This is a genomic window from Pseudomonas inefficax (assembly GCF_032164165.1).
Taxonomy (GTDB): Bacteria; Pseudomonadota; Gammaproteobacteria; order Pseudomonadales; family Pseudomonadaceae; genus Aquipseudomonas; species Aquipseudomonas inefficax.
Genome location: NZ_CP134401.1, coordinates 4,145,687 through 4,163,234, shown reverse-complemented (window position 1 = coordinate 4,163,234; position 17,548 = coordinate 4,145,687). Strand labels below are relative to the sequence as shown.

General features: G+C 63.6%; 18 protein-coding genes and 1 tRNA gene. 13 read left to right on the top strand and 6 right to left on the bottom strand.

The features are described from left to right. The first annotated feature begins 60 nt into the window (after window positions 1–60). Window positions 61–1,407 (top strand): class II 3-deoxy-7-phosphoheptulonate synthase, encoded by a 1,347-nt coding sequence (locus RIN61_RS18825; RefSeq protein WP_215521538.1) that lies wholly within the window; start codon window positions 61–63, stop codon window positions 1,405–1,407. Window positions 1,408–2,216: 809 nt separating this feature from the next. Here RIN61_RS18825 and RIN61_RS18820 read toward each other — a convergent pair. Further along, entirely contained in the window at window positions 2,217–2,435 is a 219-nt protein-coding gene (locus RIN61_RS18820; RefSeq protein WP_003260420.1) for a DUF1127 domain-containing protein, read from the bottom strand. A 96-nt stretch (window positions 2,436–2,531) separates the two neighbouring features. On the opposite strand from RIN61_RS18820, the gene RIN61_RS18815 reads away from it, so the two are divergent. Further along, window positions 2,532–3,383 (top strand): LysR substrate-binding domain-containing protein, encoded by an 852-nt coding sequence (locus tag RIN61_RS18815; protein WP_061552405.1) that lies wholly within the window; start codon window positions 2,532–2,534, stop codon window positions 3,381–3,383. A gap of 111 nt (window positions 3,384–3,494) precedes the next feature. Here RIN61_RS18815 and RIN61_RS18810 read toward each other — a convergent pair whose 3' ends face one another. Then, a complete protein-coding gene (locus tag RIN61_RS18810) occupies window positions 3,495–4,244 on the bottom strand; it encodes a sulfite exporter TauE/SafE family protein (protein ID WP_112251848.1) in 750 nt (249 codons plus the stop codon). Window positions 4,245–4,357: 113 nt separating this feature from the next. On the opposite strand from RIN61_RS18810, the gene RIN61_RS18805 reads away from it, so the two are divergent. From RIN61_RS18805 to RIN61_RS18795, 3 genes are all read left to right on the top strand, one after another. Then, a complete protein-coding gene (locus RIN61_RS18805; protein ID WP_112251847.1) occupies window positions 4,358–5,311 on the top strand; it encodes a LysR family transcriptional regulator in 954 nt (317 codons plus the stop codon). 58 nt (window positions 5,312–5,369) lie between these two features. Next, a complete protein-coding gene (locus tag RIN61_RS18800) occupies window positions 5,370–5,825 on the top strand; it encodes a MarR family winged helix-turn-helix transcriptional regulator (protein ID WP_215521542.1) in 456 nt (151 codons plus the stop codon). A gap of 141 nt (window positions 5,826–5,966) precedes the next feature. Continuing rightward, window positions 5,967–6,395 carry an organic hydroperoxide resistance protein gene (locus RIN61_RS18795; protein WP_013971531.1) on the top strand — a complete coding sequence of 143 codons (429 nt, stop codon included), beginning with the start codon at window positions 5,967–5,969 and terminating at the stop codon, window positions 6,393–6,395. 203 nt (window positions 6,396–6,598) lie between these two features. Here RIN61_RS18795 and efp read toward each other — a convergent pair whose 3' ends face one another. Both efp and earP read right to left on the bottom strand, forming a co-directional pair. Further along, on the bottom strand, window positions 6,599–7,168 hold the full coding sequence (gene efp, locus RIN61_RS18790; protein ID WP_013971530.1) for an elongation factor P: 570 nt from the start codon (window positions 7,166–7,168) through the stop codon (window positions 6,599–6,601). 48 nt (window positions 7,169–7,216) lie between these two features. Beyond that, on the bottom strand, window positions 7,217–8,344 hold the full coding sequence (gene earP, locus RIN61_RS18785) for an elongation factor P maturation arginine rhamnosyltransferase EarP (RefSeq protein ID WP_112251845.1): 1,128 nt from the start codon (window positions 8,342–8,344) through the stop codon (window positions 7,217–7,219). A gap of 130 nt (window positions 8,345–8,474) precedes the next feature. On the opposite strand from earP, the gene RIN61_RS18780 reads away from it, so the two are divergent. Both RIN61_RS18780 and RIN61_RS18775 read left to right on the top strand, forming a co-directional pair. Further along, entirely contained in the window at window positions 8,475–8,873 is a 399-nt protein-coding gene (locus RIN61_RS18780; RefSeq protein WP_112251844.1) for a hypothetical protein, read from the top strand. A gap of 2 nt (window positions 8,874–8,875) precedes the next feature. Then, window positions 8,876–9,346 (top strand): GreA/GreB family elongation factor, encoded by a 471-nt coding sequence (locus RIN61_RS18775; RefSeq protein ID WP_313853366.1) that lies wholly within the window; start codon window positions 8,876–8,878, stop codon window positions 9,344–9,346. 124 nt (window positions 9,347–9,470) lie between these two features. Here the strand turns inward: RIN61_RS18775 and RIN61_RS18770 are convergent, their stop codons facing one another. After that, window positions 9,471–10,409, bottom strand: coding sequence for a LysR family transcriptional regulator (locus RIN61_RS18770; RefSeq protein WP_112251875.1), 939 nt, complete (start codon window positions 10,407–10,409; stop codon window positions 9,471–9,473). A 117-nt stretch (window positions 10,410–10,526) separates the two neighbouring features. Between RIN61_RS18770 and RIN61_RS18765 the strand changes: the two genes are divergently transcribed. The 4 genes from RIN61_RS18765 (at window position 10,527) to RIN61_RS18750 (ending at window position 15,447) form a co-directional block, all read left to right on the top strand. Then, a complete protein-coding gene (locus RIN61_RS18765) occupies window positions 10,527–11,276 on the top strand; it encodes a 3-oxoacyl-ACP reductase family protein (protein WP_112251842.1) in 750 nt (249 codons plus the stop codon). 153 nt (window positions 11,277–11,429) lie between these two features. Continuing rightward, window positions 11,430–12,602 carry an MFS transporter gene (locus tag RIN61_RS18760; RefSeq protein ID WP_112251841.1) on the top strand — a complete coding sequence of 391 codons (1,173 nt, stop codon included), beginning with the start codon at window positions 11,430–11,432 and terminating at the stop codon, window positions 12,600–12,602. A 130-nt stretch (window positions 12,603–12,732) separates the two neighbouring features. Next, a complete protein-coding gene (locus tag RIN61_RS18755) occupies window positions 12,733–13,113 on the top strand; it encodes a hypothetical protein (protein WP_112251840.1) in 381 nt (126 codons plus the stop codon). A 201-nt stretch (window positions 13,114–13,314) separates the two neighbouring features. Continuing rightward, window positions 13,315–15,447 carry a TonB-dependent siderophore receptor gene (locus RIN61_RS18750; RefSeq protein ID WP_313853361.1) on the top strand — a complete coding sequence of 711 codons (2,133 nt, stop codon included), beginning with the start codon at window positions 13,315–13,317 and terminating at the stop codon, window positions 15,445–15,447. A 170-nt stretch (window positions 15,448–15,617) separates the two neighbouring features. Here RIN61_RS18750 and RIN61_RS18745 read toward each other — a convergent pair. Further along, window positions 15,618–15,707, bottom strand: a tRNA-Ser gene (locus RIN61_RS18745). 198 nt (window positions 15,708–15,905) lie between these two features. Between RIN61_RS18745 and RIN61_RS18740 the strand changes: the two genes are divergently transcribed. Next, on the top strand, window positions 15,906–16,595 hold the full coding sequence (locus RIN61_RS18740) for a crotonase/enoyl-CoA hydratase family protein (protein WP_207878765.1): 690 nt from the start codon (window positions 15,906–15,908) through the stop codon (window positions 16,593–16,595). Between the two features lie 181 nt (window positions 16,596–16,776). Beyond that, the gene (locus RIN61_RS18735) at window positions 16,777–17,496 is read left to right on the top strand and encodes a lysophospholipid acyltransferase family protein (RefSeq protein ID WP_207878767.1); all 720 of its coding nucleotides are present in this window, start codon (window positions 16,777–16,779) and stop codon (window positions 17,494–17,496) included. Window positions 17,497–17,548: the final 52 nt, after the last annotated feature.

The window sequence follows — 17,548 nt, the reverse complement described above, 5'->3', positions numbered from 1 at the left end:
AAGCGCAGCGCCAACTGTTACCATGGCCCATAGCCTACAACCGACAAGACCGAGCCCGAGATGAACCAACCGTGGAGCCCCGACAGCTGGCGCGCCCTGCCGATCCAGCAGCAACCGACCTACCCCGATGCCGCGCACCTGCTGAAGGTCGAACAGACGCTGGCCAGCTACCCGCCGCTGGTGTTCGCGGGCGAGGCACGCGAGTTGCGCCGGCAGTTCGCCGAGGTCACCGAAGGCCGCGCCTTCCTGCTGCAGGGTGGCGACTGCGCCGAGAGCTTCGCCGAGTTCTCGGCGGCGAAAATCCGCGACACCTTCAAGGTGCTGCTGCAGATGGCCATTGTCATGACCTTCGCCGCCGGCTGCCCGGTGGTCAAGGTCGGGCGCATGGCCGGGCAGTTCGCCAAGCCGCGCTCAGCGGGCGATGAAACCATCGGCGACATCACCCTGCCCGCCTACCGTGGCGACATCGTCAACGGCATCGGCTTCGACGCGAAAAGCCGCATTCCCGACCCGGAGCGCCTGCTGCAGGCCTACCACCAGGCCACCGCCAGCCTCAACCTGCTGCGCGCCTTCGCCCAGGGCGGGTTTGCCGACCTGCACCAGGTGCACAAGTGGAACCTGGACTTCATCGCCAACTCGGCGCTGGCCGACAAGTACCACCAACTGGCCAACCGCATCGACGAAACCCTGGCATTCATGCGCGCCTGCGGCCTGGACAGCGCGCCACAGCTGCGCGAAACCAATTTCTTCACTGCCCACGAAGCACTGCTGCTGAACTATGAAGAAGCCTTCGTGCGCCAGGACAGCCTGACCGGCGATTACTACGACTGCTCGGCGCACATGCTGTGGATCGGCGACCGCACCCGCCAGCTGGACGGTGCCCATGTGGAGTTCCTGCGCGGCGTGCACAACCCGATCGGGGTCAAGGTTGGCCCGAGCATGAACCCTGAAGAACTGATCCGCCTGATCGACACGCTGAACCCGGCCAACGACCCCGGGCGCCTGAACCTGATCGTGCGCATGGGCGCCGGCAAGGTTGGCGACCATCTGCCGGGGCTGATCCGCACCGTCGAGCGCGAAGGGCGCAAGGTGCTGTGGAGTTCCGACCCGATGCACGGCAACACCATCAAGGCCAGCAGCGGCTACAAGACCCGCGACTTTGCGCAGATCCTGGACGAGGTGAAGCAGTTCTTCCAGGTGCACCAGGCCGAGGGCAGCCATGCCGGCGGCATCCACATCGAGATGACCGGGCAGAACGTCACCGAATGCATCGGCGGCGCCCGGCCGATCACCGAAGATGCGTTGTCTGACCGGTACCACACCCACTGCGACCCGCGCATGAACGCCGACCAGTCGCTGGAGCTGGCCTTCCTGATCGCCGAAACCCTCAAGCAGGTGCGACGCTGAGCGCTTTTCGCTTTTCGCTTTTCGCTTTTCGCTTTTCGCTTTTCGCTTTTCGCTTTTCGCTTTTCGTTTTTGATCTTGCTTCTAAGCGCGCGATAGTTCAGGCGCTGCCGATTGCGACTTCAGGAGGCCGAGCGAAGGGACTGCGGAGGGAGGTGACGGGCATGGATGCCCGTCAAGCGCTGAGGCCCCATGGATGGGGCCTGCAGCGCGTACTCCCGGGAGCAGGCCCGTAGCGAGGGGACCCCGGAGCGCAGCGTAGGGGCCGGATGATGGGAGCGGACGGTTTTTGGTTCCTTTTTGCCACGACAAAAAGGGACCCGCCGTAAGGGCGGAAGGGTGAGCCAGCGTCGCCATCGCAAACGGACTGTTCGCCCTATCAAAACCGGCGCTTAAGCTTTTTGGCTTTTGGCTTTTGCTTTTTGCTTTTTTGGATGCGGGCATTCACATCGAGCAGACATTCATTCGCGATGGTGGCGCGAAATCACCTTTCCGCCCTTACGGCGGGTCCCTTTTTGTCGTGGCAAAAAGGAACCAAAAACCGTCGGCTCCCATCATCCGGCCCCTTCGCTTCGCTACGGGGTCCCCTCACTACGGACTTGCTCCCGGGAGTACGCGCTGCAGGCCCCATCCATGGGGCCTCAGCGCTTGACGGGCATCCATGCCCGTCACCTCCCTCCGCAAGCCCTTCGCTCGGCCTCCTGAAGTCGCAATCTGCGTCGGCTGGACTACCGCGCGCTTAGAAGCAAAATCAAGAGTGAGAGCGAGAGCGAGAGCAAGAGCAAGAGCAAGAGCGGCTGCCACGCTTGGCATCACTTGCTCAGCGGGTCATCCCAGAAATGCCGTTCGGCCTCTTGCTGGATATCCGCCCGACTCAACCCCAGGTCGTGCAAGGTTGCGTCACTGAGGCTGGCCAGTTCCTGACGTTGGCGGTACAGCTGCAGCCAGCGCGCCGGGCGCTGCAGGGCGGCATGCCACAGGTGGTTCAGGGAAAAGGCAGGTTGCTGGATGCTGCTGACATGACCTTTCATCGTGAAGCCCTCCGTGTTGATGGCTCCAGTCTCGCGCCAGGCATAAGATCAATCCAACGAATGTTTCTGATGCCATGCATCTCGGAGATTGATGCAATGTCCCAGTACCAGAGCCTCGATGCGGACGTACTGCGCACCTTCGTGGCCATCGCCGAGCAGGGTGGCTTCACCCGCGCCGGCGAGGTGGTCAACCGCACCCAGTCGGCGGTGAGCATGCAGATGAAACGCCTGGAGGAGGACATCCTGCAGCGCCAGCTGTTCGAGCGCGACGGCCGCCAGGTGCGCCTGACCGCCGAGGGCCAGGTGTTGCTGGGCTATGCCCGGCGCATCCTCAAGTTGCATGGCGAAGTGTTCAACACCCTGCGCATGCCGCACATGGTCGGGGTAGTACGCATCGGTACGCCGGATGACTATGCCATGCGCTTCCTGCCGACCATTCTGTCGAGCTTTGCCCAGGCTTACCCGCTGGTGCAGGTGGAGGTGCATTGCGACTCCTCCAAACAGCTGATGCTGCGCCAGGACCTGGACCTGACCATCGTCACCCGTGAGCCGGGCAACGAGATTGGCCAGCTGCTGCGCCAGGAACGCCTGGTCTGGGCCGCCGCGGAAGGCTTCTGTCCGCAGGAGCAACGCCCCATGCCGGTAGCCTTGTTCAATACCGACTGCTTCTGCCGGGCCTGGACCTGCAATGCCCTCGAGGCCCAGGGCATCGACTACCGCATCGCCTATACCAGCCCGAGCCTGGCCGCGATCTTTGCCATTGTCACCGCAGGGTTGGCGGTGACCGCACAGTTGCAGAGCCTGATTGGCGGGAATATCCGCATTCTGGGGGAGAGCGAAGGGTTGCCGCAGTTGCCCGTGGCCAATGTGATGCTGGTGCGCAGTACCCAGAACCCTTCACCGATCACCGATTGCATGGCCGACTACATTGTCGAAGGGTTCAAGTGATTTGGGGCTGCTGCGCAGCCCGTCGCGACACAAGGCCGCCCCTACAAGGGAACGCGATCCCCTGTAGGAGCGGCCTTGTGTCGCGATGGGCCGCAAAGCGGCCCCAAAATCTCAAAGCTCAAACCCGAGCATCACCGCACACACCACCAAAAACACGCAGAACATTGTCCGCAACACTTTCTCCGGCAACGCATGGGCCAACTTCACCCCCCAGCTGATACTCAGCAAGCCGCCCACCGCCAATGGCACCCCCACACCCCAGTCGACACTGTGGTGCACCCCGTAGGTCACCAGAGTTACCAAGGTACTCGGCGCCGCCAGCGCCAGTGACAGCCCCTGCGCCACCACCTGGGTGGTACCGAACACACTGGTCAGGATCGGCGTGGCCACCACGGCCCCACCCACCCCGAACAAGCCACCCATGGTCCCGGCAAAACTGCCCAGCACACCCAGCCACGGCCAGGCATAGCGCAACTCGGCGCTGGGCGGTGTCACCTTCATGAACATCCGCGCCACGTTCCACACTGCCAAGGCCACCAGAAAGCCGACAAAGCCCAGACGCATGGAATGCGCATCCAGCCCCACCGCCCAGATCGACCCCAGCCAGGCGAACACGAAGCTGCACAGCGACAACGGCAGCGCATGGCGCAACTCGATGCGGTTACGCTGGTGATAACGCCACAGCGCCAGCAGCACATTGGGAACCACCATCACCAACGCCGTGCCCTGCGCCAGTTGCTGGTCCAGGCCGAACAGAACGCCCAGGGCGGGAATCGCGATCAGCCCACCGCCAATGCCGAACAGGCCGCCCATGGTTCCCAGGGCCGCACCCAGCACGATATACAACAACCACTCGATCATCACGGCCTCACCCGCCTATGCATACAATGCGAGCATGCTAACGATTGCGGGCTGGCGGGGAAACGCACAGCAGCGCACAATGGCTATGCGTTTTTCGCAAAAGCAAGGCAGCCATGAGCCCCGATACCCTGACCGACCAGCTAAGCCTGTTCCTCGATGTGCTGGAAACCGGCAGCTTTTCTGCCGCCGCCCGCCGCCACCCGCTGACGCCGTCCGCCGTGGCCCGGCGCATCGACAACCTGGAAAGCGCCGTGGGCAGCCGCCTGTTCACCCGCAGCACCCACGCCGTGCGCGCCACACCTGCAGGCAATGCCTTTGCCGAACGGGCCAGGCGCATCATCGAGGAACTGCGCCTGGCTCGCGCCGAAGCGGTGTCGCTGAGCAATGCCCCCGAAGGCCTGATCCGTATCGACGCCCCCGCCGCATTCGGCCGCCGCCACCTGGCCCCGGCCATCGCTGATTTCCTGGTCGCCTACCCGGGCCTGGATGTGCAACTGCGCCTGATCGACAGCTTTGTCGACCTGCATGGCAGCCACCTGGGCGAGGTCGACCTGGTGCTGCGCGCCGGCCCCCTGGCCGATACCCGGCTGGTCGCCACGCCATTGGCCTACATGGTGCGCATCGCCTGTGCCAGCCCTGCCTACCTGGCCAGCCGCGGCATGCCCACCTGCCCCAGCGAGCTGCCCGGGCACGACGGCCTGGACTGGGACGGCCTGGCGCCGCCATTCGCCTGGCGTTTCAACGTGGCCGGGCAAACCCGCCTGTACCGCCCCTCGCGCATGCGCATGGCCGCCAACAATGCCGAAACCCTACTGTTCGGCGCCCTCGCCGGCTTGGGCATCGCCCACCTGCCCACTTGGCTGATCAGCGAATACTTGCTGCGCGGCGAGCTGATGCCGTTGTTTTGCGACGGTGGCTTGCCCAAAGCGGAAAGCAGCGGTATCTACGCGCTTCGCCTGGAACATGAAACGAACTCTCGCAGCCGTTTGCTGCTCGAATTTCTCAAGAGCCGCTTCAGCCCGATTCCACCCTGGGACCTGGCCTTGCGCAGTGAACTGCGCGAATAAAGCGCGCACTAACGATCAGCGTGCCAGACTTTCCCATTGATTACTTTCAAGGACCTGCATGAACGCCAACACCCAAGCCTCTTGTGACGAGCTGCTGCTGGACAACCAGGTCTGTTTCGCCCTGCACTCCACCTCGTTGCTGATGACCAAGGTCTACAAACCGCTGCTGCAGGCCCTGGGCCTGACCTACCCGCAGTATCTGGCCATGCTCGTGCTGTGGGAGCATGACGGCCTGACCGTCGGCGAGATAAGCCAGCACCTGCTCACCGACCCTGGCTCGCTGACGCCGCTGCTGAAGCGCCTGGAAAGCGAAGGCCTGCTGCAGCGCAACCGCAGCCGCGAGGACGAGCGAGTGGTACTGGTGCAGTTGACCGACAAGGGCCGCGCCTTGCAGCAGCAGGCCAGAGAAGTGCCGCAGTGCATTCTCAAGGCCAGCGGCCACAGCCTGGAACAGCTGCAGCAACTGCAGGCCGACCTGCTGGCGCTACGCGAGAACCTGCAGAAAAACCTCTGACAGCTATGCTGTGCAATGGCCGTTCGGATGAGCGGCGAAGATTTATCTTGCGCACAAACTAATTGCGCGCTAATTTAAATCCCACACCAACCCGCGCCCTCCTCCAGACGGGGAGCGCACAGCACATTAGCGAGGCTCAAGATGCAAAAGGTCACTCCGCTGTACATCGCAGAAGCTACCTCCACCGGTGGGCGCGACGGCAAATCCCGTTCCAGTGACGGCAAGCTGGTGGTCAGCCTGAGCACCCCCAAGGAACTGGGCGGCGCAGGCGGTGACGGCACCAACCCCGAGCAGATGTTCGCCGCCGGTTACTCGGCTTGCTTCATCGGTGCCCTGAAGTTCGTGGCCGGGCAGGAGAAAAAGGCCCTGCCGGCGGACGCCTCGATCACCGCGAAGGTGGGCATCGGCCAGATTCCGGGGGGGTTCGGCCTGGACATCGACTTGCACATCAACCTGCCGGGCCTGGCCCAGGCGGATGCAGAAGGGCTGGTGGAAAAGGCGCACAAGGTGTGCCCGTACTCCAACGCCACCCGCGGCAATGTGGATGTGCGCCTGCACGTGACCGTGTAAGGCTGTGGGAGCGGCCTTGCGTCGCGATGGGGCGCGAAGCGGCCCCAGAATCTCGGGTACCCTTGATATCGCCGGGGCCGCTTTGCGGCCCTTTCGCGACACAAGGCCGCTCCCACAAAAGCAAGAGCCAGCATCGAGAACCGCAAAAACGCAGGCATGAAAAAACCCGGCCAAGGCCGGGTTTTTGCGTTTCACAAGAAGGATTACTTCTTGGAACGGCCTTTGAAGCTGTTGTCGCGAGTGTCGATATCGATCCACTCGTCGATCTGGATGAAGTCGGCAACCGAGATCTCGGTACCGTTCTTCAGCTTGGCAGGCTTCATGACCTTGCCCGAGGTGTCGCCGCGTGCGGCGTTCTCGGTATAGACAACCTGACGGCTGATGGTGGTCGGCAGTTCAACCGATACCAGGCGGCCTTCAAAGAACACGGCTTCGCAGACGTCTTCCATGCCTTCTTCGATGTACGGCAGAACGGCTTCGATGTCCTCGGCGTTCAGTTCGTACATGGTGTAGTCGGTGGTGTCCATGAAGGTGTATTCGTCACCGTTGATGAACGACAGGGTCGCTTCTTTGCGATCCAGGATCACGTCGTCCAGCTTGTCGTCTGCACCGTAGACGGTTTCGGTCTTGTAGCCGGTCAGCAGGTTCTTCAGCTTGGTCTTCATGATCGCGCTGTTACGGCCCGACTTGGTGAACTCAGCTTTTTGAACCAGCCACGGGTCGTTGTCGATCCGCAGGACGGTACCGGGTTTCAGTTCTTTACCAGTTTTCATTACGAAGTATCCGAATCTGGATGGATTTATAAAAATCGAGGCCGCGTATCATAGCGAATTTCGGTAAAAGTGTACTAGCGCTGTGGCAAGGTCCGGCTGAGTGGCCTGTCGCGCCGCCCAAAGCCGCGCATGCTGCTGCAGCTCCGGCCAGTGCTGGCGGGCCGCCTGCCAGGCCTGGCCCATGTCACGGTCCATGTTCCAGGCTCGCCACAAGCCCAGCAGGGCGGCATCGGCATCGCCTGACAACCCGTGTCGATAATGCGCGAGAAACGCTTCGAGCTTTTCCCAATGGGCATTCTCGTCCTGCACGTAAATGTGCCACAGCATCGGCTGCCCGGCCCACTGTGCACGCACGAACGAGTCTTCGCCGCGCACGGCATTGAAATCACAGCTCCACAGCAACCGGTCGTAGTCGTCCTGGCTGACGAAAGGTAGCACCTGCACGGTCAGCGCCCCTCGCTTGCACAAGCTGCCCACTTGCAGCTCCACCTCGCCAAGCCACTGGCTGAGCCCCGCGACAACGCGCCCTTGCGGTACCAGCAGGTGACAAGGTTGCTCGCCTGAGGCCAGGGCATCAAGCCAGTTGCCCAGTTGCGGGTTTTCATAGGCGAACAGGGAAATCAGCAACGTCCCCGCTCCAGGGTTAACACCAAGCCCCTGCAAGAAGGCCTGCCGTGCGCCTTGCTGGAACGCATCACGCCGCGCCAGCAGCGAGCCCTCGCGCAGCAGGCCACCGGTTTTTTCGGTAAAGCCGGGAAAGAAGAATACCTTGCGCAAGCCATTGGGCTGCGGCGAAGGCAAGCCATGGCAACCCTCCACCCAGTCCTCGGCACTGAGGTATTCGAGGTTCAGCCACAGCGGCGGCGTGGCGCGAGCACGCATTGCCTCTACATAAGCTGCTGGCAACTGGCAGGCGAAGGCACCGATTACCACATCAGCCGGCGCCACCGGCAGCCAGGCCACCGGCCACTGGCGCACATCCACACCGTGCTGCCACTGCTGCGGGGCGTTGGCATCGGCCCCGGGGCACATGGGCGTGAACGCATTGAGGTCATCCACCCACAGCCGCACTGCCAGGCCGTGCTCGGCCACCAGCTGCCGGGCCAGGCGCCAGGTCACGCCTATATCGCCGTAGTTGTCGACGACACTGCAGAAGATGTCCCAGGTGGCTTTCATGTGCCCTGCCCTCGCCCAGCGGAAAAACCGCGCATTCTGCGCATAAATTGTCGCTGACAAAAGCACCTGCGCGGAAAAATGCCCAGGCGCATGCGACAATGCACCCCGAACACCCTGCCAGGAGGCTGCCATGCCGCGCCACCGTGAACTGAAGATCACCCTCAAGCCGTTGCCGTTGATCGTGTGCGTTGCCTTTGGCCTGTGGCTGGGCGCCGTGGCGATCGCCGCCAGCCTGTGGCTGGCCCTGCAACTGTGGCCACAGCAGGTACAGCCGCTGGCCCAGGCGATGGCCCCCGCCGCATACCGGCCTGCCACGCCGCCAGCGCCAGCCCCTGCGGCGGATGCCCAGGCGCAAATGTTCGAACGCTACAAGGACATCCTGCACAAGCAGGAGCTGCAACAGGCCGCCGAGGCCGCCCAGGGCAACCCGCGCAACCTCAACAGCCCCAAGTGCCAGTTCTGGCTGCAGCAGAACCGCACCGCGCCCACCGACAAAAGCCAGGCCAACGTGCTGGAGTTCTGTTACTGACCATGGACAAGCCCAGCCTGCTGGCGCAGATCGTCGCCGCCCTCGAACATGACCTGAATGTGCTGACCCGCGCGGCGCAAACCGCGTACGAAGCCGCCACTGCCGAGGAGAACATCGCCGAGAACAAGTACGACACCCTGGGCCTGGAAGCCTCGTACCTGGCCACCGGCCAGGCCCGCCGCAGCGCCGAGATCCGCAAGGCGCTGGTGACCTACCAGCAACTGCTGCTGCGCGATCATGACCCGGCACGCGGGGTGCAGGTGAGCAACCTGGTGACGCTGGAGGATGAACATGGCGGGCAGCGCCGACTGTTCCTCGGGCCCGAGGCGGCGGGGTTGAAGATTGGCGCGGGGGATGGGCTGGTGACGGTGATTACCCCGCGCTCGCCGCTGGGGCAGCAGTTGCTGGGCAAGAAAGTTGATGATGAGGTGAGCCTGGGGGCGCAGACTTTGATCATTGTCGATGTTGTCTGAGCAGGCCTCTTCGCTCCTGAAGCCGGTGTTGCCCCTGTAGGAGCAGCCTTGTGCTGCGAAGGGTCCCTGAGCAACACAGAAAATCTTTTTGCCTTACCGGCCCATTCGCAGCACAAGGCTGCTCCTACACCGATTGCAAGGCATCGAACCGCCCCGCCAGCCCCTGCTTCTCGAACTGCTCCACGACAAAATCGATAAATGCCCGGGTCTTGCCCGGTAGCAGCTTGTGCTCGGCGAAATACAGGCTGATATGCCCATCATCCACGTACCAGTCCGGCAGCACCCGCCGCAGCCGCCCGCCGTCCAGGTACGGCACGGCAAACGGCAGGCTCACCAGGGCAATCCCCAGGCCCTGCTCGGCCACCGCGCAAGCCGCATCCGAATCGCTCATGGTCATCGCCTGGCGCAACTGCAACGGCTGCTGCACCTGCCAACGACTGGTCAGCGGCCATGAACGCACCCGCCCGGTCTGCGGCGAGCGGATCAGGATACCGTCATGCCGTTGCAATACCTGCGGGTCGTCAATCGGTGCGTGCCGGCCCAGGTACGCCGGCGCTGCCACCAGCACCCGGTGCGCCGGGGTCAGCTTGCGTGCCACCACCCCCGGAGGCAGATCGAAGCCTCCGCCAATCGCCGCATCGAAGCCCTGGCCGATCAGGTCGACCTGGCGGTTGTCGAAATGCCAGTCCGGGGTAATGGCCGGGTAGCGACGCAGAAACTCAGACAGCAACGGCAACACATACAAGCGCCCGAAGACCGTGCCCATGCTCACCCGCAACAACCCGGCCGGCTGGCCTTCGCTGCTGGCCAGGTTGGCCACGGCGTACTGGATGGTGCGGAAGCTGTCACTGACCTCGCCCAGAAACCGCTGCCCGGCCTCCGTCAAGGTCAGCTTGCGGGTACTACGCTGGAACAACCGCACCCCCAGGCGCGCTTCCAGTTGAGCAACATGCTTGCCCACGGCAGCCGGGGTAATGCTGAGGCGCCTGGCGGCCTCGGCAAAGCTGCCGACTTCGGCACTGCGAATGAAGCATTCCAACGCGTTGAACGATTCCACGGCCATGATTGGCAACCAAAGGTTCACTCTGCTGATAGTGATTGCCATCTTATCAGCAGGTAATCAAGCGCCGATACTGCGTCCATCCAAGGCATTCCAGCCTGGCTACAGCAGGAGATCAACATGTCCAAGCAACACACACTCGAAGGCAAGGTGGCCCTGGTACAAGGCGGTTCCCGCGGCATCGGCGCAGCCATCGTGCGACGCCTGGCCCGCGAAGGCGCGCAGGTGGCTTTCACCTATGTCAGTTCCGCCGGCCCGGCGCAGGCACTGGCGCAGGAAATTACCGAAAACGGCGGCAAAGCCCTGGCCCTGCGGGCCGACAGTGCCGACGCGGCGGCCGTGCAACTGGCCGTGGATGACACCGTGAAGGCCTTCGGCCGGCTGGATATCCTGGTCAACAACGCCGGCGTGCTGGCGGTAGCGCCGCTGACCGAGTTCGACCTGGCCGACTTCGACCACATGCTGGCGGTGAACGTGCGCAGCGTATTCGTCGCCAGCCAGGCCGCGGCACGCTACATGGGCCAAGGCGGGCGCATCATCAACATTGGCAGCACCAATGCCGAGCGCATGCCGTTTGCCGGTGGCGCCCCCTATGCCATGAGCAAATCGGCGCTGGTCGGCCTGACCCGCGGCATGGCCCGTGACCTTGGGCCGAACGGCATTACCGTGAACAACGTGCAGCCAGGGCCGGTGGACACCGACATGAACCCGGCCAGCGGCGAATTCGCGGACAGCCTGATCCCGCTGATGGCGATCGGGCGGTATGGCGAGGCGGATGAAATTGCCAGCTTCGTGGCTTACCTGGCGGGGCCTGAGGCGGGGTACATTACCGGGGCCAGCCTGACGGTCGATGGCGGGTTTGCCGCCTGATTGACGGGTTGCCCGTTCCGCCCTCTTCGCGGGTAAACCCGCTCCCACAGGAATACCACGGCTTTCGAGTACTGTGGTGACCCTGTGAGAGCGGGTTTACCCGCGAAGAGGCCGGCACAGGCTATCCACTTATCCACCTGCCACGAGAAGCACATGCACACCCCCACACTCAGCCGCGCCCTGATCCTGCTGATGGCCACCGCCACCGGCCTGGCCGTCGCCAGCAACTACTATGCGCAACCGCTGCTGCACAGCATCGCCCAGCAGTTCGGCCTGAGCACTGCCAGTGCCGGCAGCATCGTCATTGCCGCACAACTGAGCTACGGCGCCGGCCTGTTGCTGCTGGCGCCGCTGGGCGATCTGTTCGAGCAGCGCCGGCTGATCACCGTGATGACCGCCATTTCCACCCTGGGCCTGATCATCAGCGCCTGCGCACCGAGCCTGCCGTGGCTGATCCTTGGCACTGCGCTGACCGGGCTGTTCTCGGTGGTGGCGCAGATCCTCGTGCCCATGGCCGCGACCCTCAGCGAGCCACACCAGCGCGGGCGCGCGGTCGGCACGTTGATGAGCGGTTTGCTGCTGGGCATCCTGCTGGCACGCACCGCCGCCGGGTTCATGGCCGAACTCGGTGGCTGGCGCAGCATCTACGTACTGGCCGCAGTGCTGATGGCCATCACCGCCGTGGCGCTGTACCGCAGCCTGCCGCAACACCACAGCCATGCCGGGCTGAAATACCCGGCGCTGATCGGCTCGGTGTTCCGCCTGTTCCTCGAAGAACCGGTGCTGCGCCTGCGCTCGCTGCTCGGCCTGCTGGCATTCAGCCTGTTCGCCCTGTTCTGGACGCCACTGGCGTTCCTGCTGGCGAAAGGCCCGTACCACTATTCGGATGCAGTGATAGGCCTGTTCGGCCTGGCCGGTGCAGCGGGTGCGCTGTCGGCCAACTGGGCCGGGCGCCTGGCCGACCGTGGCAAGGGCTCGCTGGGCACCACCGTGGGGCTGGTGGTATTGCTGCTGTCGTGGGTGCCGCTGGGCTTTGCCGAGCAGTCGTTGCCGGCCTTGCTGCTGGGCGTGCTGATGCTCGACCTGGCAGTGCAACTGGTGCATGTGAGCAACCAGAATGCAGTGATTGCCCTGCGGCCCGAGGCGCGCACGCGGCTGAATGCCGGGTATATCACCTGCTACTTCATTGGCGGGGCCTTGGGGTCGCTGCTGGGCACGCAATTGTTCCAGCGCCAGGGCTGGATAGGGATCGTGGTGGCCGGGTTGGTGATTGGCGGGCTGGCGTTGCTGGCGTGGCTTGCTTCCGCCCGCAAAGCTGACGCATAACCCCTGTAGGAGCGCCAGCCTGAGAGTGACAATGCACCGCACGACCCTCTGTCGCATGGCCGTTGACTTGCCTGCCCCGGCAGCGCTCAGTAGTCGCTGGCCAATGCCCTTTCCCTGACAGGACGACGTCATGACAAGACTCACGGTGCAATCCGGCGATTTCTTGCAAGGTGAAGGCGAATATCGCAACGGATCGCTCACACTCAAGACCCCGCGCAGCCCCTCCCCCGGCGAGCGGATTTCCCTGGCGCGCATCAGCGACCTGCGGCTGGCCAGCCTGGAATCCAACCGCAGCCTGGGCAGTGCCCTGGGCTGGGGCGTGGCCGGTGCACTGGTGGCCGGGCCGGTGGGGTTGCTGGCCGGGTTGTGGCTGGGTGGCAAGGAAGAAGAAGCTACCTTCCTGGCTACTTTCAAGGACGGGCGCAAGCTCATGGCCATTACCGATGGCAAGACCTGGTCGAAGATCGATGACAACTGGCGGCAGCACAGGCGGCCGGCCAGTAAAGGCTGACTGGATATCGGACGGTCCGGATCGTTTTATGTTGAAGGCGGCTGTAAGATGCCGCCTTTTTCATGGCCTGTGCCGGCCTCTTCGCGGGTAAACCCGCTCTCACAGGGATATCACTGCACCTGAGGATAGTGATTTTCCTGTGGGAGCGGGTTTACCCGCGAAGAGGCCGGCACAGGAGTGCGCATCCAGGAGCCCCACCGCATGCCCCCGCGTCACCCCCGCCTGCCCCTGAGCCTGCTCAGCCTGGGCCTGGCCCTGCATTGCCCCCATGTGCTTGCCGAAGACAGCGTGCTATTGGCCCCGCTGCAGGTGTCCGACACCTACGCCAACGACGGTTACCAGGCACGCCAGGCAGCCGTGGGCGGCTTCCAGCCCGCGCCCTTGCTCGACACCCCGGCCTCGATCAGCGTGTTCAGCCAGCAACTGCTGGAAGACCGCCAGGTGCGCCAGCTCAGCGAAGTGCTGCAAAGCGATGCCTCGGTGGGCGAAAGCTACGCCCCCATCGGCTACTACGAAAACTTCAATGTGCGCGGCTTCGAGCTGAATGCCGCCAGCAGCTACCGCATCAATGGCCAGACCATCGCCGGCGAGCAGAACGTGGCCCTGGAGAACAAGCAGCAGGTTGAGCTGCTCAAGGGCCTGTCCGGGCTGCAGAGCGGTGTCTCGGAGCCGGGCGGCCTGGTCAACTACGTGACCAAGCGCGCCGAAGACGTGCGCAGCGTCACGGTGTCGGCCAACGAACAAGGCGAACGCTACCTGGCCACCGACCTGGGCGGCTGGTTCGGCAGCGAGCGGCAGTTCGGCCTGCGGGCCAACCTGGCCCACGAAGACATCCGCTCCTACGTCGACCACGCCGACGGCAAGCGCGACTTCGCCTCGCTGGCCTTCGACTGGCAGATCAACCCGGATGCCACCTTGCAGCTGGATGCCGAATACCAGCACCGCGAACAGCGCTCGGTGCCGGGTTACCAGCTGCTCGGTGGCAGCGAAGTACCCCATGGCATCGACCCGGACGACCGCCTGGCCTACCAGCACTGGGCCAAGCCGGTGCAGAACGATTCGCTGAACCTGGGCGGGCGCTTCGAGTATCGTTTCAACGAAGCCTGGACAGCGGCCTTGAGTGCCTCGCGCAGCAAGGTGGTGATCGATGACTACAGCTCGTTTGCCTGGGGCTCGAGCGAAGGCGCGTTCTTCGCCAGCAACGGCGACTACGACATCTACGACTTCCGCAGCCCCGACGACACCCGCCGTACCGACGAGGCGCAGGCCATGCTCAACGGGCATTTCGATGCGCTGGGCGTAGGACATGAGCTGACCGTGGGCACCAGTGCGCAGCGGCGCACGCTGGATCAGCGCCCCAGCTATATGGAATGGGTAGGTACAGGCAACATCTACACTGGTGCACCGGCCTTTGACCCATCCGACAAGCCCATCAGGTCTAGCGAACGTCGCCTGGACAGCCGCCAATACGGGTTGTTCGTGAGCGACCGCATCAGCTTCAACGACCAGTGGCAGACCGTAGTGGGTGCCCGAGAAGTACGCCTGGACGAGAAAACCTGGAATGAGGACGGCGTTGCCGGTCGCCATACCCGGCAGTACGAGTTGCTGCCCAACGCCGCGCTCATCTACAAGCCACAGCCGGATACCACGGTATATGCCAGTTATTCCAAAGGCCTGTCGGCCGGCGGTACCGCACCCTGGTTCGCCGAGAACAAATTCGAAATACTCGCACCGACTACCTCGCACCAGCTGGAACTGGGCCTCAAGCACGACTGGCAAGGCCTGAGCTTCAGCGCCGCACTGTTCCAGATCCGCCAGGCATACCAGTACGCGCGCCCGGACGGCGCCGGCCACTTCACCTACGTGCAGCAAGGCCAGCAGAAGAACACTGGTCTGGAGCTGGGCGCCAGTGGCTGGGTGACATCGAACCTGCAGCTGCAAGCCAACGCCGCGGCCATTCGGGCGCGAGTGCAGAACAGCGGGACTGATGCCTATGAAGGCCACCAGGCGATCAACGTGCCCAGGTTCCGGGCAGCGCTGCAGGCGGAATACACCCTGCCGGTACCGGGGTTGGCACTGCTGGGCGGGGCGCGTTACAGCGCCAGCAAATATGCGAGCCAGGCAGGGAATGTGGAAGTTGGTGGGTACACGGTATTCGATGTGGGTAGCCGCTACCGCACGCGCATTGGGGGATATGACACGGTGCTGCGGCTGACTGTGGATAACGTGTTCGACAAGCGCTATTGGCGCGATGTGGGGGATTACCTGGGGGATAACTACCTGTTCCAGGGGGCGCCGCGAACGGCTCGGCTTTCGGCTTCGGTCAGCTTCTAGATTTTTTGGGGCTGCTTTGCAGCCCTTTCGCGACACAAGGCCGCTCCTACAGGGGACCGCGCACGCTTGTAGGAGCGGCCTTGTGTCGCGAAAGGGCCGCAAAGCGGCCCCCAAAGGCCCCAAAAACAAAAAGCCCCCGGCTTCTCAGCTCGGGGGCTCTTCGTAGAATGTGGCGGTGAAGAAGGGATTTGAACCCTTGATACGATTTCTCGTATACACACTTTCCAGGCGTGCTCCTTCGACCACTCGGACACTTCACCGTTTCTCTTCAAGCCTTGCAGCCTGTCGAGGTGCGCTAATTTAGTGAAAGACCTTCCCTTTGGCAAGCATTTTTTTCAATTTTTTCATGCATTTGCATTTAGGGCCCGGCGAACGCTGACCGACCAGTCAGCCTTACTGCTTTACCTCGCCCCTGGCGCTGGGTAACGTCGTCGCCACGCCAACAAAAGGACTCTGCCATGAGCGAGCTGATTACCTACCACGCCGAAGACGGCATCGTCACCCTGACCCTGAACAACGGCAAGGTCAACGCCATCTCGCCAGACGTCATCGCCGCCTTCAACACCGCGCTCGACCGCGCCACCGAAGAACGCGCGGTGGTGATCATCACCGGGCAGCCCGGCATTCTGTCTGGCGGCTACGACCTCAAGGTGATGACCAGCGGCCCCAAAGAGGCGATCAGCCTGGTCACCGCCGGCTCCACCCTCGCCCGCCGCCTGCTGTCGCACCCGTTCCCGGTGGTGGTCGCCTGCCCGGGCAACGCCGTGGCCAAGGGCGCCTTCCTGCTGCTGTCGGGCGACTATCGCATTGGCGTCGAAGGGCCGTACAAGGTATGCCTGAACGAAGTGCAGATCGGCATGACCATGCACCATGCCGGCATCGAACTGGCCCGCGACCGCCTGCGCCGCTCGGCCTTCCACCGCTCGGTGATCAATGCCGAGGTGTTTGACCCGCAGGGCGCGGTAGACGCCGGCTTCCTCGACAAGGTGGTGGCGGCCGAGCAGTTGCAGGATGCGGCACTGGCTGCGGCGCGGGAGCTGAAGAAGCTGAACATGCTGGCGCACAAGAACACCAAGCTGAAGGTGCGCAAAGGGCTGCTGGAGGCACTGGACAAGGCGATCGAGCTGGATCAGCAGCATATGGGCTAGCCGGGCCGGCCTCTTCGCGGGTGAACCCGCTCCCACAGGGAACTCCCAACCTTGAAGGTGTGGCGATCCTGTGGGAGCGGGTTCACCCGCGAAAGGGCCATCACAGGTTCGCACCTCAGGGTTTGCCCCGACCAGTGCACATCCGTACACTCCCCGGCGACTGTCTGGTGTGAGTCGTACCATGCTTTATTCATTGCGCATGTTCCTGCTGGCGCTGCATTTCCTTGTGGTTGGCGCCCTGGGCCTGGTCATTGGCCTGTGCCGCCCCTTCAACCCCGACAACAGCCGCGTGTTCGCCCGCCTCTACAGCCTGCCGGCCACCTGGCTGATGCGAATCAGGGTCAAGGCGGAAGTCGGCCCGCTATGGGATCACCCGCCAGGCTGCGTGATCGTCGCCAACCACCAGTCCAACTACGATCTGTTCGTGTTGGGCCAGGTGGTGCCCCAGCGCACTGTCGCCATCGGCAAGAAAAGCCTGGGCTGGATCCCGCTGTTCGGCCAACTGTTCTGGCTGGGTGGCAACGTGCTGGTCGACCGCAAGAACGCCTACCAGGCACGCAAGGCCATGCAGAAGACCACCCGGGTACTGCAGGACGACACCTCGATCTGGATTTTCCCCGAAGGCACACGCAATCCCGGCGAGCACCTGCTGGCCTTCAAGAAAGGTGCATTTCACATGGCCATCGAGGCCGGCGTGCCGATCGTGCCGGTATGCGTCAGCCGCTATGCCGGGCGCCTGAACCTGAACAGCTGGCGCCAGCGCACGGTGATCGTGCGCTCGCTGCCACCGATCGCAACGACGGGCATGACCCTGCAGGACCTGCCGGCGCTGATCGAACAGTGCCGGGGGCAGATGCAGCAATGCATCGACCGCATGGAAGGGGAACTGGCCAAGCGCTAGGTTGCTCTTGAGCCCACTACAGCCCAAGCTGTAACCCGTGTCCAACCGGAAT

Bases quoted from the DNA above. Each gene is read 5' to 3' on its own strand.
- RIN61_RS18825 (WP_215521538.1), top strand. From the start codon at position 61: ATGAACCAACCGTGGAGCCCCGACAGCTGGCGCGCCCTGCCGATCCAG.
- RIN61_RS18820 (WP_003260420.1), bottom strand. From the start codon at position 2,435: ATGAAAGGTCATGTCAGCAGCATCCAGCAACCTGCCTTTTCCCTGAAC.
- RIN61_RS18815 (WP_061552405.1), top strand. From the start codon at position 2,532: ATGTCCCAGTACCAGAGCCTCGATGCGGACGTACTGCGCACCTTCGTG.
- RIN61_RS18810 (WP_112251848.1), bottom strand. From the start codon at position 4,244: ATGATCGAGTGGTTGTTGTATATCGTGCTGGGTGCGGCCCTGGGAACC.
- RIN61_RS18805 (WP_112251847.1), top strand. From the start codon at position 4,358: ATGAGCCCCGATACCCTGACCGACCAGCTAAGCCTGTTCCTCGATGTG.
- RIN61_RS18800 (WP_215521542.1), top strand. From the start codon at position 5,370: ATGAACGCCAACACCCAAGCCTCTTGTGACGAGCTGCTGCTGGACAAC.
- RIN61_RS18795 (WP_013971531.1), top strand. From the start codon at position 5,967: ATGCAAAAGGTCACTCCGCTGTACATCGCAGAAGCTACCTCCACCGGT.
- efp (WP_013971530.1), bottom strand. From the start codon at position 7,168: ATGAAAACTGGTAAAGAACTGAAACCCGGTACCGTCCTGCGGATCGAC.
- earP (WP_112251845.1), bottom strand. From the start codon at position 8,344: ATGAAAGCCACCTGGGACATCTTCTGCAGTGTCGTCGACAACTACGGC.
- RIN61_RS18780 (WP_112251844.1), top strand. From the start codon at position 8,475: ATGCCGCGCCACCGTGAACTGAAGATCACCCTCAAGCCGTTGCCGTTG.
- RIN61_RS18775 (WP_313853366.1), top strand. From the start codon at position 8,876: ATGGACAAGCCCAGCCTGCTGGCGCAGATCGTCGCCGCCCTCGAACAT.
- RIN61_RS18770 (WP_112251875.1), bottom strand. From the start codon at position 10,409: ATGGCCGTGGAATCGTTCAACGCGTTGGAATGCTTCATTCGCAGTGCC.
- RIN61_RS18765 (WP_112251842.1), top strand. From the start codon at position 10,527: ATGTCCAAGCAACACACACTCGAAGGCAAGGTGGCCCTGGTACAAGGC.
- RIN61_RS18760 (WP_112251841.1), top strand. From the start codon at position 11,430: ATGCACACCCCCACACTCAGCCGCGCCCTGATCCTGCTGATGGCCACC.
- RIN61_RS18755 (WP_112251840.1), top strand. From the start codon at position 12,733: ATGACAAGACTCACGGTGCAATCCGGCGATTTCTTGCAAGGTGAAGGC.
- RIN61_RS18750 (WP_313853361.1), top strand. From the start codon at position 13,315: ATGCCCCCGCGTCACCCCCGCCTGCCCCTGAGCCTGCTCAGCCTGGGC.
- RIN61_RS18740 (WP_207878765.1), top strand. From the start codon at position 15,906: ATGAGCGAGCTGATTACCTACCACGCCGAAGACGGCATCGTCACCCTG.
- RIN61_RS18735 (WP_207878767.1), top strand. From the start codon at position 16,777: ATGCTTTATTCATTGCGCATGTTCCTGCTGGCGCTGCATTTCCTTGTG.